We start from the raw sequence: 14,312 nt of genomic DNA, 5'->3' as shown, positions 1-14,312 counted from the left end.
ATTTATCTTTGCTAGCGATATACCCTTAGACCTAACAACAATCAAAGCTAACTATTGTTTTGGGATAATCTATGAGGTTTATAATAATAAATAACCTAGAAAATAAATTACTAGGTAGTCCACTATAATTGTCTTAATGATAATAAACAATAAGCGAATGAATATGACAGCTACTTTAAGTGATGAATATGAACCTCTTACTGAAACAATAGCCCAAGTCTGTGGTATTGCATTTAGTCTCGAAATTTGTAGTGACGGCATTCATGATTTAGTACCGAGCAATGATTGGCTACAGACGCTTTAGCATCAAGTGTATGACTCAGATGGCAATGCTTATGATAATAACACTGCGATTTTGGTTCGTTTTGATTCAGCCTGTATTTTAATAATGAGTTGATTACTTCATCAGTCCAATAGAGAAGCTACTATGCCTGCACATCCAATCGCCAGCTATACAAAGTCAGCACGTCTATTTGCTTTATATCAAAGCCTTCCTCGAAGTGAAGCTGATGCTGTGTCACTGACAGAGCTTATGCAAAACTACGGTTATGATCCTGATAATTATACAAATGAGCGTAAAAACTTAGAGAACGATCTGATTGGCTTAAACCAAGTCTTTAACGATATTTTCTATAGTGACGCATTAATTCGGGTGCCAGCATGGGGCAAGAATATCAGTGGCAAGACGGCACGGTTCTACATTGAACCGAGCTTTAGTATCGATGTCATTAACGAGCAAACGGTATTCTTTTGGGAGATGCTGGATAAATATACTGCAAACTATTTACCATTTTCTTTTAAACAAGCAATCACAGACAAGCTCACTCAATTACGTCGCCAAGATAAAGATAACTTTCATCAAAGTCCACTAGGGCAATGGCAAGATCATCTCGTCACCTTGCCTAGTATTGTGCAAGCGCCAAATCTTGATAGTAAGGTGTTTGGCAGTATTCATCAAGCTTTGCTACAGAATCGTCAATTACGGATAGTCTATCAAAATAAATGGGAAGGGCAGCCAGCTGTAAGAGTGGTGTATCCCAAAGGATTGATCTTTATTGACAATATGATCTATCTCACAGGCTTTAATCCGGTAGATGATCATATTGATGATAAGCAGTTGTTAAAAGCGCATCGCAACTTTGCGGTCAACCGTATTACCGAGGCAGTAGTCATAGATAAGCCATTACCTGACTGGGTAGGGAGAGATGCCTTGTCATTACAGAATCTGCGCAAACTAGGTAGGTTAGAGCCGACCGACGATACCCAAATTAAATTGATTTTAAAGGTGCAAAGGTATGCCTGTCAGCATCTTTATGAACGCCCATTATCGATAGATCAGCAAATTACTATTATCGATGATACTTGGAATCAAGTCAGCGCTACAGTTGCTAATACTACTCGTCTGCAAGATTGGCTAGTAAGTATGTCGCAATTGTCTGTAGTGATTGAACCATTGGCGCTAAGGGCAGTTATTCTTGAGCGCCTAGAAAGTGGGATGCAGCTTTATAACAGTAATTAATGATTTCACTTTAAAGAGGAACCAGGTATGACAGTAGATAGTATCTTTGAAGATAAACAGGCTCTAAAAAACGATATTAACGAAGAGTGTAATGATGAGCTTCAGATAAAGCCCATACCTTTAACTACTTTATATAGGCCACAAGCAGATAGCTATCGCCTGTCTGAGGTTGGGTTTATTGTTATAGAAAATGGCTGGGATGAACAGTCACTACTAGCGTTAAAACAGCAAACAGGTTTGGGCACATTGTTTGCGCTACAAACCACAGATAAGCACATTGATAGATTCGAGGTTATAGACGGTATTATTATTTGCAAAGCGGATGAAGTCGGGCAGGTAACAACTGTATTTGAATCGATACTATCTGATCGGGATAAAGTTGGTATAGATGTTAATGATATCAAGAAATCCTGTGGGGCTGAGAAGCCTGCCAAGTTTATACAGGCTAGGGTAACGGACATACCAGACCCAGAACAAGTAAAGAGTGCCGTTAATCAGCTACTTAATCAAATTCCTAAAGGTCTTAGTATCGAGTATATGATGCTTGATATTGAAAGTGATCATAAGCTATCTCTTGATGAGTTTTTTAGTATCACAACTGCTGTTGAAAGTCGGATTTCTGATGATTCAGAAGTGTTTTACGGCAATAGGATGATTGATAAACCTAACCATTATTGGATGGGCGCGATATATGTGGCTGGTTAGCCTAGTATCGACTATATATGGCTTGAGCTACGCTGTGAATGCAGCATGTAGACAAACGCTCATTAACTAAATCGTAAGGAATGCAGAAAATGACAACGATAGATAAAGATTTATTTGATGGTTTTATCCAAGCTCAAGATACTATCTATTCACAAGTGATTGAAGAATTGACCCAAGGGCATAAACGTACGCATTGGATGTGGTTTATTTTTCCACAAGTGAAAGGGTTAGGGCATAGTAAAATGTCTCGACGATTTGCAATAGAGAGTCTGGAGCAAGCAAAAGCGTATTTGCAGCATGAGATGCTTGGAGCACGGCTAATAGAGTGCGCTGAATTGTTGCTGTTGCATCCTAATAAAAGCGCTTTAGATATCCTTGGTTCACCGGACAATCTGAAGCTGCAATCTTCGCTAACGTTATTTGCCTTTGCTGCTGGTAACAAGTGTATATTTGAGCAGCTTTTATATCAGTTCTACGCAGGCAGTTACGATCTAAACACTATAAAAATGTTAAAGCAACTGAGCAGTCAATAGTAGCGCCAAACAAAACTGAATAAGATTTTAAGAGGATAAATGAGTATGAGTACCGTGCAAAGTTTGATAAACGATGTTAGCCAAAAGATTAATGCATTAGAGACTGCGCAAGCACTCTATAGCCGTCAATTGTCTCCAGACTTCAGTACTTTTGATTATATCAATACCGATGAATTAGGACTTAGTCGTATTTTGGCAGCTCTACTTGATCCTAAAGGGAGTCATGCTCAACAGGAAGGCTTTTTAAGGTTATTTGTTGAGCATTGTCTGCCTGTTATATATAAAAATGATAACTGGCAGGTTTTTCTTAACAATCTTGAGAAAACAGAGGTTTTTCTTGAAGAAATAACGGGAAAAAGTAACACCCAGCGTCGTATGGATATTTACTTAAGATGTTTGGTAGGTGATGACAGCTACGGTATTTGTGTTGAAAATAAACCTTATGCAGCAGATCAGCTTGACCAAATGAAAGACTATGCTATTGAACTTGAAAAGAAAAAACACAAGCCTTGGCATCTTGTGTACTTAAACGAGGATAATGACGTACCAAGCGAGTATAGCGTTGATACTACAACTTTAGAAGGTTGGATAACCGGTAATCAATATAGTCATCTTAGATTTAGCGATCTGATTGGTTGGCTCAAAGCGTGTCAAGTAGAATGCCAAAATCATAGTGTCAGTGAATTTATTGCACAGCTAACTAAGTTTATTCAGAAACAGTTTATGGGGATAGAAGATATGAACGAAGACAATGCAATTTTAGATATTATTAAAAAAAACGCGGCTACTATTGATGCCAGTATCAAGGTATCTAACACTGTAGATCGAATGAAGAAAGAGCTGATAGCTAAGTTAAAAATAGATTTGTTAGCAAAATATAAAAAAACTGATTACGAATTAGATATTAGTTATATCGGCGAGGGCAGAAGATACGAACAGGTTAGATTCATAATTCCTGGCTATGATATGGGTTGGGTTTGCTTCGAGTTTGATAATGCAGGGTTTGATCGTCCAATTCTAGGAATTAAGTTCACTTCTGTAGAAGCCGCGAAAGCGTGTCCACATACAGAAACTATGAAAACGTTACTGAATACGATGCTGACTGATAAAAAAGTGAGCTCTTCTGCTCAATGGCCTGCTTACTATTACTTTGATCCGCAGGATTGGAAAGGTTCGAGTGAGGCATGGTTAATGATAAACAAAGGTACGATGGCAGATAAAATCTTGGAAGAAATGGATAAGGTTTTTAGAATTTTAAATGAAAACGATTTATTGAATGAAAATTTCTAATTATCAATGAGTATAATCATGAAATATCAGCTCGACAACTCGCAAGTAGATGACACCCCCTGTGCCGCTTTATATCGACCAAAAATAGAGTGTGTTCTACCAGCTATCATTGGTTGTTTTATTATGAACGATGAATGGAGTGAGCAGGCACTATTTGAGCTAAAACAGAAAGTAAAGGCTGATATTTTAGTAGGCTTACAAACAGATGATCATGAAAGCTTAGATATCGTAGAAGCAGTTATTAAGTGTCAGCCTGATGAAATAAATGATGTAGTTGAACTGCTTGATGTAACTTCTGCAAGCACTATTATCGGCATAGATGCGGTAGATGTTATAAACTTACTTGAGCGTGGTAATTCATTCCAGTTCGTTCAAACAAGCGCTACAGGTGAGCCTGAATTAGATATTATGAAAGAAGCTACAAACAAGCTGATTAGTCTACTTGCAAAAGCTCATAATACTAAAGGAATATTTGTCGGAATGCAGAGCGTGCAAAGTTTACCATTGGAATCCTTGGCTTCTGTAACAGAAGCTGTTGAAGGGTTGTTATCTAATGACGCTGTGTCTATTTATTACAGCTCAAATATGAGCGATGAGCTCAATAATTTCCGGTTAAAGGCGATATATGTTGAGGATTGAGTAGGCTATGTGATGTCACGACACAAACGGATATATTTGGTTATACAAATGCCTTTTTGACCGATGATAAAGTCCAAATTGGGAAAAGGTTCAAATCTATGACTAGCATAATATAAAGAATAGAACCACACGTATTAAACGTATGGTTATAACTTGCTGCTTTCCAAGCTAGCTATATTTGCTGGGTGGCTTATTATCATAGTCATTACACTTTATAATTTATTTGCTCATAAAGTCACTTCTCCACATAGCATGCTCACATACTGCACAAAACCAACTCTCTTTTGCCCGCATATAGGCGATATCAGCAGGTACTTCAATGGGACAGGCGCTCCCACAATACTCACAGCAAACATCATCCAAGCAAGCATAGCATTGGCTTATAGTTTCAAATAACATGGATGAGCTGACATTATGTTTTTGACAGAGCATACGCACATAACCTACATAGCTGATTTTATGATCATAAGCCCAATAATCCTCACAGACTCGCTTGTCCCAAGCTTTTCGTGTCATGCTCCATTCAATCTTGATGCCCATAATGCACTCCTTTTTAATGACACGATAACTATGATTGGCGTCACCTTTTTATAGTAACTATATCTATCGAACATGTCGCACCCATCATAGTTAGCCAGCTATTGAGCAGCAAGATGAGTCTATGACATAATAAAGCGTTAGTCAGCACAAAATAGTTTTTGACGGAAACTTAGTTATTGCCAACGAGTATTATTTTAACAGAAAAGTAGTCACTGGCAAGTATTTTTTACTTACCAATAAGGATTTTATTGTGATTTTATGTAATCTACCAGTGCTTTTAGCGGAAAGAAGGTTGCGAGTTGCAGATTTAGTAAGAATGACAGACATCAGCAAATCAACGCTTCATAGAATTTATAACGATGAGACAACTCGCATAGAATTCGATACCCTGAGTAAGTTGTGCCAAGTATTAAAAGTCACTCCAGGGGATGTTTTAAAGTATGTTCCCGATGAGAATGAAGAGAACTAAGCTTGATAGGAGGGTCGATTGCTATAAGACGTTAACCTCCTCACCCAACTAAAATTGAAATGTTTAAATACTCTTCATGCCCTTATAGAAATAGGCTGAAGAGTATTTTTTTGTCTAAAAAATGGTTGTGAGTCAGTATATGAGTTGCCCAAAGATAAAAATACAACAGTGATATTAAAGGGTTTACAAATGATAAGTTATAACATATCATAATTAATATAATTCACTATTAATTATATTAAAATGAATAATATTCACCTAAAGCCTACTCAGAAGTTTATAACTTTTAGTAAATCTAATCTGCTTATTCATCAAGATGCGCAAAAGGCATTGTTGATATGGCATCAATTTAGGCCAAGAATGAGAGGTATAAATATAGGTGGCTTGGATGACTATTATCGACCACCTCTACGTTTAATCACTGGCAAAGACTCGACTTACTATTTTTTTAACGAGTTTAGACGAATAAATAAGATTCTTACAGAAGAGACCAGTTTACGTCAGCCTTGCTTGGTTGCGGCTGAAAGCTTGCAAGACATTAAACGCTTGGCTTGGAGTGAGGTTGTCGAGCTGGCTTTCTCAAGAGGAATTTACCATCCTGAGTTTTTTAAGGCATTAAATACCAATGCGCCAAAAAGCATTATTTGCGAACTCATGAATATTGATCGCCTGACGGTGAATAATTATTGTAGGTTTGCTGGTATAAGCCCGAGCACCTATGAGTATCAGCAGGGCAAAGCGGCTAATGATGAGATGATGTTGGGATTGCAGAAAAACATGAGTTGGATGGATGCCTCTTATGAGTCAAACTAGACTATTTGATGATGTGACCGACAGGCGAATGTTGGATAAGCTTATCCCAACAGACTCACCGCATAACGTACAAATGCGTCAGCTCGTGATTGATGTAATCAGTCTGGTGCAAGATGATGATATTGGTTTGTTGTATTCAAAACCACGTGAGAATTTTGCAGAATTTAATGGTATAGACTGTAAAGATGTGATTAAACAAATCATTCGGCAAAGTAAAACTGGAGAGTGGGCGGTCAGCTATATGCTAATTGTCTTTTATCAGACATATGGCAAAGTTAATAGTAACAGTAATGCTTGGCGATTTATGAGTGGCTATTTAAAAGTGATGTTTACGATTGCAGCACGCCACGACGAACATTTCGCCAAAATAGATAAGCTCGGCGTTCGTATTCGTATGGCACTAAAATCTCTTAATCCACAACGTGATATTATTAATCAATTGATTCGTATTCATGTGCAGTATGATGGTTTATCCACATGTTTGAACCATATCAAACAATATGAAGCCAGCATCAAGCAAGGTGAGGCAACAGGAGACGAGGACAATAAGCAGCTTGCTAATAAAATTAGGCAAATTAGGCTTGCCTATGAGGTGGTAATTGAGGATAAAGCCTTTGTCGGTAAAACCTATAATAAAAGTATTAAACGCTTAAAGCCTGCTCAAATAGCGACTAAAAGAGTGTTACATATCGATGGTGAGCCGTTACAAGAGATCTTGTTTAGTACGAAACAATCAAAAAAGCACAGTAACGTGGCAATCGCTGAAAATATTGCCGATGACGACGAAGTGCCATTGCTAGACAATGACTTTAAGCCAGCCACACAAATTGCTAAATCCTCTGAGCTACAGCAATGGCGATTGAAAAATAACCATCAACATGCCCGCCGTAATCAATTTCATTTCCCAACCAATCATCGCCAGCTGAGCATTACCGGATATCAGATGCTATTTGCCACGCTTTGGCAACGCTTTATGAGTGTTGATAAAGAGAGTGGCACTGGGTATGCCATTTTACTGCTGTCACTGTTAAGCGGTCTTAGTATTGATAGCATCATTACTGATTGGCAATGTAGTCTTAGTCAACGGAGGTATTTCATTTATGACCGTATCCGTAAAATCAGTTGTATTGCCATTACGATTGATGTGACGACCAATACTCGAAGTCATCTGCTTGCCCACAGACAAAGCTACGGCAGTACCTTTTATCGCGCACTGCCTGAACCTTTGCAAACCATGCTCGAGGATAAAATTACCGCTTCATCCGATATTGTTAAAGCCGCTATCTCTTATGCCAAAAACCAGTTTAACTTGCCAGCATTAAGTCCCCAGTATATTGAAGCAGGGCTATTTATACTGATCAAAAATACGCTTAATCAGCCTCTACATGCTGACATGATCACAGGCGTTGATGTAAGGCATAGCTCTGCGCTCTATTACACCAGCACTAAAACGATAGAGCTAGAGCAAACTTATATAAAAGCGGTAGAGCTGATAACTGAATACTGCAATGATGAGCAAAAAGCACTTTTAATAGATGAATGCAGCGTACCGATGAACGGGCATAGAAGCCACATTGGTAGTGATATGGCACTAAAGACCACAATGTGCCAGCAGTTCTTTAATCAACTTGCTACAAGTGCCGAGAGCTTTAATGGCAAGCTAAAATCGCACATGGATCGCTATATTGCGCAGTTCAATAGTTATAGCATTTGGCTATGGCATATTGTTATGATCCAAACCGGCATTCGCCCAGTCAAGCATGCACCAGGCTTGCTACACCAGTTTGACTTTCAGCGGCGCATGTTATGGGTATCTGACAAAGAAGAGCGTTATGCGCAGTCTGATGGCAGGCTCATTCCTCTTAGCAAGTTTTTGATAACGGCTATTCAAAACTACATTATTTATATTAAGAAATTTGCCGCTATCTATAATTCATTATGTCCAGCAGCGCCTTATCCCATCAATGACATCTTGCAATCAGAACAACCCCTTATTCAAATTTACCAAAAAAACCCAAAAGGCTTTGCCAGTATTACGCCAAGCCGCGTTCGCTATCAGTTGCAAGACTTTTTTAGTCATCAGGACAACTGGCTGCGTCATCAGCTTAGATCTATGCTTACAGGGCGTGTGCCTGATTATCTGATTTGCGCCCTTTACGGTCATGAGCATCCTGATCAAGAATTTATGCATCCGATGTCATCAAGCTTTATCAATCAGCTGCACCAGCTCAGTCCTCATATAGATGCGATTGCTACAGATCTTCACTTAAAACAAATTGAGGTTCGCCTATATGGATAATATTAGCGCTCATAAACTGCGACAGCTTAATAGAGAAGAATCCAAAAAAAGTGTTAAGCGTGACGCTAAAGCCCTAATTAAAGAATATATCAATCAATATCCTATGCAATCGCCTTGTGAGCTGCAGCATCATTATGAAGCGATTAACCAGTTACTAGAAGGGACATTCGATACCGCTCAAAACTTCCAATTGGCGCGTCGCGGGTTTTTAGAGTTTGTTCGTGATTATAATAAAGCTCATCAGATATACCTTAATGAGCCTGTGGTACCGATACTGGCGACTCGTGAGCGCTTGACCATTAACTATGACTGGTTTGTGAATGGATGTGCTGTGGCAGACAGTAGTGCGACAATGATAGAAGTTTGGCAACGAAAACGGCGTTTCTCAGTAAACGACTTGGTTGAAGGGGTGCTGTATTGCAGCATAATGTATGGCGGTATTAGTGATGTTGAGGTGTTAAGAGCGCTATACGATTGGCTGTTTGGTGAGCGCCGTATGTATAAAATTGACATGCCAGCAACTGATGAAAAAAGCAGAGTAGGATATTTGGCTATAATACCGCTTAGAGTGCGTGATGATAATTATGGAACTACGCTAGATGACAGCGAAAGCTTACACCGTTTTGTTGATTATGTTCCCGATGATATGAGTTTGTGTTTTTTATATGCTCTAAAGGATAAGGAGTTAAACACGGCCAAGATAAAGCCATTTAATACCATAATTAACGATATCTCAAAAACGCTTAAACTTACCAATAAAGATATCGATCGCCCGCAGCACTCACTGCTCATCAAATATGCCAACTATCACTGGCGGCAAATAGAAGGTAGCTTGATTGATGGTGCGCTTACCGTGGTAAAACAAGGTGATATAAAAACCACGGGGCTACCGACTGAGAAACTTATTCATTATAACCGAGAGCCCATTAAGCCAAGTCCTGAGCCACTCGAGTGGTCTGAGTTGTTTAATGCCAGTTATCAGACGGCAGGAAAATCACAAGACAAGAGAGATGCTACAGCTTATCCAAGCTTTAGTAAAAATTTGATCAAAGAGCTACAAGATGCACTCAAACTAACTAGAAACGCTGCTATTTCCACTATCACAATATTAAAAATAGACGCTAGCCAGCCCAATGCACAGCGCTTGCTTAGTTGGACTCTGTCGTTGCTCGGTGATACTAGTATTAGACTAAATACTATCAGTAAGTATGTAGGCTGCATTGGCCGCGACTGGCTGATGGTAACGGTGGATGAGGACGTTGATCAGTGGGAAGGCAGTGACTTTGAGGAAGTTTATGAGCAGATTATTCAGAGTAAGGTAAAAGATGGCCGCAGGGTATCTGTGCTGAGCAAGTCATCAGAGTTTGATGATACGTCTAGTGGTATAGATAATGATAACAATGCTACTGGTCAACAGCTATCTCATCTTGACCGCATGAAAGACAGCCAGAAATTTACTTATGGGCGTCTGAAAGCATTTCACGATCACCAGCGTATGCACTTTGATGCGCCTTACGTTTATTTTCCATGGGGCAATAATCGGCAGGTAGTAAAATCTGAGATGGTGTCACCGCATGTGTATCATGCGATGAAAGATTATATTCAGTCATCAAATTTAGATTTTGGGCAAAAGCAACTTTGTTTGACTGTTTTAGCGCTTGCTTATCGAACTGGTATGCGAATTAACGAAATTATTGGTATTAAGGTTCACGACGTTGTAGATATAGGGTTTATTAATGGAAAAGTGATTGAAATGCCAAAAATAATTCTCAAACCCAACCGCTATCGCCGTCTAAAAAGCAGTAGTGCCAAACGAGTGATACCGATAGATAAGCTTTTCAAGATTGATGAGTTGCAACCGTTCATCGCATTCTATTATCAACAAAAAAGGCTAAAGCGCCGCTATTTATTCTCACAAGGGTCAGGCGATCAACCACTACCATCTATGTTTTTCAGCAATATGATGAAAATAATATGGGATCGCTTATTAAATAATCATGACTTTACCTTTCATAGCTTTCGGCATACCGCCATTAGCCAATTGGCACTGGTGTTAAGCGGATCGCCACTTGCGCAGGTGATGACAGATTATGAGAAATACCATAGTGACGCTATTGTTAAAGCCGTTCTTGCTAATAGTAAAGAACAAGGCATATGGTTTGGGCTGGCTAGTCTTGCTGGGCATCTGACACCTGATACGACATTCGAGCACTACATTCATACCGCACACCTGCTGGCGGGTTGGCAAATGAGTCAAGCTAAGCTTGCTATGTCTATAACCGTATTTGAGATGGTGACAGGTATTGGTTATCAGACGGTGAATAGACAAGATGGCAGAGCATATAATGCTACTACTAAACAGATTTGTCTCAATAAAATACGTGGCTATTTGATTAGCAAAGTTGCAAGCAAAGAGTCTTTATTTATCGATAATAGCACACCAGCTAATACAGATTGCCCGCAAAACATAAAAAATGATGCAGTAGATACTCAATCATCTATATTTATTCATCCTAAAGTTTATGATGTCATTGCGCTGTTAGAAGAGCTACAAAACATAAATATTGATAAAAGAGCTGAGCGGTTACCAGAGGTTGCACTAAGGCATGGGATCGCTATAAACGAAGCTAGACAAATTTACGATAGAGCTTGTCAGGTTTTTACTGATGATAGATTGTGGCTAAGTGCGCCAACGGGACATAAAAACCAAGAGGTTCTAGTTAGAGCGTTTGATCGAGCGTATCAAATGTCAATTGATGAGCCTGCTAGACTGAAATTGTTTGTAGAAATATTTACAGGTAAACAAAACTTAAATACCTCATCGATTCATTTTGGCATTAAAGAAACCCAGATTGAGATGCTACAGAATTTTATGGCAGTAGGTTGTCAACTTATCAATGCTAGTCATTGGCAAGTTAGAGCTCATAGTGAGCAAGCAGCAAGAGATATTAAAAAATATCTAGGACTAGACGGCTCAATACGTATCGGTGCTCGTGAGAGGTTTCATGGTTATGAAGTACGGGTAGTGCAGAAAAAACGTAGGCGGTCTGATAAAAATTTGGCTATGACGGATGATTATTATGCTTCGTCGGGTATACTGAAATATTTGGGTTACTTAATGATGATATTAGTTAAATATTAAGGCAAAAGTGATTTTTTACTTAAAATTGTCTTTCAGGTACAAACAAAGGTATCTTCTATAGGGTTAAATTATTATTTTAAGTTCTAAAATCAGTTGATTGAACCTATAAAACAGCTACCGTTCGTCGTAAAGTTTTTTCACATCTTATACGAGTTGATATGATGTCTATAAGCATCAATCACCTCATACATAATCTAAGTGTCTCTAATCAAAGAGTCGTTAAAACCCTGTAGGTGTGCATTAGTATCAAAACTCTCTTTTAAAATTGATAAAACTTACCAAATAATTACTAGGATGAATTTAATGTTAAGAAGTACAAAATTGCTTTTTGCAGTATCAATACTCGTATGGGGTTTTCCTTCTATCTCTAATGCTGCCGTCACAAAGTACGGTGTAACTGTATCTGAGTGCGATTTTGATTATGAGAATGAAAAATTCTGTACAGATGATCGACTAAAGAGCTATGCCAATGTTCTAAAAACTGGTGAACCCAACTTCGATGGTGATAAAATACTTTACCTTTTTGAGACTAATGAAACAGGGTTTGTTGGTCAAAAACCTTATCGTTTAGTTGTGATTGATACTAGTAAAAAAACCGTGCATCCCTTTGGATATGCACTTTCACCTGCAAGTGATTCTTATGGGAATCCAGTTGCTGTGAACAAAGCGGGCGCTATTGTTGAGTTTGATTTCAATATTGGGTCTGACCGTTTTTGTTTCTCTGGAAATATTGATGCCTATAGAATGTCTGATAATTATAAGCAAGGCAAACCTTTCTGTTTTAAGTTTGACAAGACAGAGCAAGAATTGGTAAGAGAGTATTACTAAAGCATCCATATTTTCTTAATATTCCCCTATGGTTTTTGAAGCCACCCTAAATGAAATGTTTAGGGTGTTTTTTTATTTAAAATAGGCTCAAGTATTTTCATATTATATTATGATGACGTGTGTCAATAATGTGACTTGAGTAAGGCATGAAAATAATATAAGTTGAAAAGCTTTCACATAATTTGCTTCAATCTGTAGTATGAGCTGACCAATTGATGTAGGCTATGCTCGTCAATTAGTGCTCTGATAAAAGAAAGGCACAAGCACTTATTTGGGACTTACCTACGTGAGTTTTTTTTGTTATCTAAAAGTTGAAACTGTCAGGTTCGACTGTACTACCAATCGCGAGTAACTAGAATATGAATGTAAAAGATTACGTTGGTGATCTAATCGGAGCAAGTTTGCTGATTACTGAGTCACGAATCATTGCAGGTTATCTATTAAAGGATTTATCTGATGATGAATGGAAATCACTTGTTATCGAGCAAAACATCCTTCAAAAGAGATCAGCACAGACAGCAAGCCGCTATACGAAAACGATTCGCCATCGTGTTGGAAGGCTTGGTGACGACTTTATAGCATCGTTGCTTGAGTCTACTGAGCGTGCCTATATTCAGCTATTAATGGCAGCATTGCTGATTGACTCTCCGATAGTAGCTGATTTTATGCGATTAAGTCTTGCTGAAGCGCGCAGAACCTACAAGCCTGCATTGGCGTCTGATGCTTGGACTGAGTTTTATGACACACAGATACGTGTATATCCAGAGCTAAATAAATTCTTTGAGTCCACTATTAATAAAATGGGCAATAATGCGATTAAGTCATTAGTAGATAGTGGCTATCTAAGTACTAGTCGTAAACGTCAGATCCAACCTGTTTACCTGCTACCAGAAGTAAAAGAATGTCTTATAAGCATCAATAGGGAAGACTTGATCGATGTTATGGAGTGCACGATATGAATGCGCTTAAGAGACGGCTGGATTTAATTCTTGAACGTATAGAGAGCCCAAAATTCTTAAAAAACGATGGTTTGGGTAACGAGATTGGTTTTTGGATCTTCGATTATCCAGCAAAGTATGAATTGGTAGTACGAGACCACCTTGAGCATATTACTGAAAAGTTAGATAAGCGTGATTATCGTTTTGTTCATCTAAATATATTTACAGTGCTTATTGATATGCTTGAAGATCGCGGCTTATTTGAACGTGCCTGCTTACGTGAACAGCAAGTGGGTGTTGATAGTTTACGTAAAACGCTAGCAGGGCCACTTAGCCAAGATAAGGTGGCTAAATTCATTGCCAATAAATATCAACCCTCTGAGCTGGATTTTGTATTGTTATCAGGCTTAGGAAGCGCATGGCCTTTGGTTAGAGGTCATGAGCTGCTTAGCGCATTACAAGATATCATGGGTAGTACCCCATTGGTTTTGTTTTATCCTGGTGAGTATAGCGGAAGAGATTTGTATCCTTTTGGCATGATTGAATCCAAAAACTACTATCGCGCTTTTAAATTAGTGTCTGAAAGTGGCAAATAAA

General features: G+C 38.6%; 14 protein-coding genes. 13 read left to right on the top strand and 1 reads right to left on the bottom strand.

Annotated features, from left to right (window positions below):
* The first annotated feature begins 163 nt into the window (after positions 1-163).
* The 6 genes from ACTQ9T_RS05955 to ACTQ9T_RS05930 all read left to right on the top strand — a co-directional run bounded on the left by ACTQ9T_RS05955 (position 164) and on the right by ACTQ9T_RS05930 (position 4,686).
* Entirely contained in the window at positions 164-304 is a 141-nt protein-coding gene (locus ACTQ9T_RS05955) for a hypothetical protein (protein ID WP_440464418.1), read from the top strand.
* Between the two features lie 123 nt (positions 305-427).
* Positions 428-1,519, top strand: coding sequence for a helix-turn-helix transcriptional regulator (locus ACTQ9T_RS05950; protein ID WP_440464417.1), 1,092 nt, complete (start codon positions 428-430; stop codon positions 1,517-1,519).
* A gap of 27 nt (positions 1,520-1,546) precedes the next feature.
* Complete coding sequence (locus ACTQ9T_RS05945; RefSeq protein WP_440464416.1) at positions 1,547-2,224, top strand: hypothetical protein; 678 nt, start codon at positions 1,547-1,549, stop codon at positions 2,222-2,224.
* 89 nt (positions 2,225-2,313) lie between these two features.
* Positions 2,314-2,757 carry a DUF1810 domain-containing protein gene (locus ACTQ9T_RS05940; RefSeq protein ID WP_440464415.1) on the top strand — a complete coding sequence of 148 codons (444 nt, stop codon included), beginning with the start codon at positions 2,314-2,316 and terminating at the stop codon, positions 2,755-2,757.
* A gap of 45 nt (positions 2,758-2,802) precedes the next feature.
* A complete protein-coding gene (locus ACTQ9T_RS05935) occupies positions 2,803-4,047 on the top strand; it encodes a PD-(D/E)XK nuclease family protein (RefSeq protein WP_440464414.1) in 1,245 nt (414 codons plus the stop codon).
* A gap of 18 nt (positions 4,048-4,065) precedes the next feature.
* Positions 4,066-4,686, top strand: coding sequence for a hypothetical protein (locus ACTQ9T_RS05930; RefSeq protein WP_440464413.1), 621 nt, complete (start codon positions 4,066-4,068; stop codon positions 4,684-4,686).
* A 219-nt stretch (positions 4,687-4,905) separates the two neighbouring features.
* Here ACTQ9T_RS05930 and ACTQ9T_RS05925 read toward each other — a convergent pair whose 3' ends face one another.
* A complete protein-coding gene (locus ACTQ9T_RS05925) occupies positions 4,906-5,226 on the bottom strand; it encodes a hypothetical protein (RefSeq protein ID WP_440464412.1) in 321 nt (106 codons plus the stop codon).
* A gap of 250 nt (positions 5,227-5,476) precedes the next feature.
* Here ACTQ9T_RS05925 and ACTQ9T_RS05920 point away from each other — a divergent pair, with 250 nt between their 5' ends.
* The 7 genes from ACTQ9T_RS05920 to ACTQ9T_RS05890 all read left to right on the top strand — a co-directional run bounded on the left by ACTQ9T_RS05920 (position 5,477) and on the right by ACTQ9T_RS05890 (position 14,311).
* Complete coding sequence (locus tag ACTQ9T_RS05920; protein ID WP_089554762.1) at positions 5,477-5,695, top strand: helix-turn-helix domain-containing protein; 219 nt, start codon at positions 5,477-5,479, stop codon at positions 5,693-5,695.
* Positions 5,696-6,055: 360 nt separating this feature from the next.
* Positions 6,056-6,508, top strand: coding sequence for a hypothetical protein (locus tag ACTQ9T_RS05915; RefSeq protein WP_440464411.1), 453 nt, complete (start codon positions 6,056-6,058; stop codon positions 6,506-6,508).
* Positions 6,495-8,807: a hypothetical protein gene (locus tag ACTQ9T_RS05910; RefSeq protein WP_440464410.1), complete on the top strand. Its 2,313-nt coding sequence runs from the start codon at positions 6,495-6,497 to the stop codon at positions 8,805-8,807. Before ACTQ9T_RS05915 ends, ACTQ9T_RS05910 begins: the two co-directional genes overlap by 14 nt.
* Entirely contained in the window at positions 8,800-11,949 is a 3,150-nt protein-coding gene (locus ACTQ9T_RS05905) for a tyrosine-type recombinase/integrase (RefSeq protein WP_440464409.1), read from the top strand. The genes ACTQ9T_RS05910 and ACTQ9T_RS05905 overlap by 8 nt, the downstream gene beginning before the upstream one ends.
* A gap of 303 nt (positions 11,950-12,252) precedes the next feature.
* Positions 12,253-12,777, top strand: a complete 525-nt coding sequence (locus tag ACTQ9T_RS05900) for a hypothetical protein (RefSeq protein WP_440464408.1) — start codon at positions 12,253-12,255, stop codon at positions 12,775-12,777.
* 359 nt (positions 12,778-13,136) lie between these two features.
* The gene (locus ACTQ9T_RS05895; RefSeq protein ID WP_440464407.1) at positions 13,137-13,736 is read left to right on the top strand and encodes a DUF1819 family protein; all 600 of its coding nucleotides are present in this window, start codon (positions 13,137-13,139) and stop codon (positions 13,734-13,736) included.
* Positions 13,733-14,311 carry a DUF1788 domain-containing protein gene (locus ACTQ9T_RS05890; RefSeq protein ID WP_290177309.1) on the top strand — a complete coding sequence of 193 codons (579 nt, stop codon included), beginning with the start codon at positions 13,733-13,735 and terminating at the stop codon, positions 14,309-14,311. The genes ACTQ9T_RS05895 and ACTQ9T_RS05890 overlap by 4 nt, the downstream gene beginning before the upstream one ends.
* Position 14,312 lies beyond the last annotated feature (1 nt).

It is taken from the genome of Psychrobacter sp. ASPA161_6, from assembly GCF_051970285.1.
In the GTDB taxonomy this organism is placed as follows: domain Bacteria; phylum Pseudomonadota; class Gammaproteobacteria; order Pseudomonadales; family Moraxellaceae; genus Psychrobacter; species Psychrobacter glaciei.
Note: the sequence above shows the minus strand (reverse complement) of the source record. Positions and strands in the feature narration are given on the sequence as shown.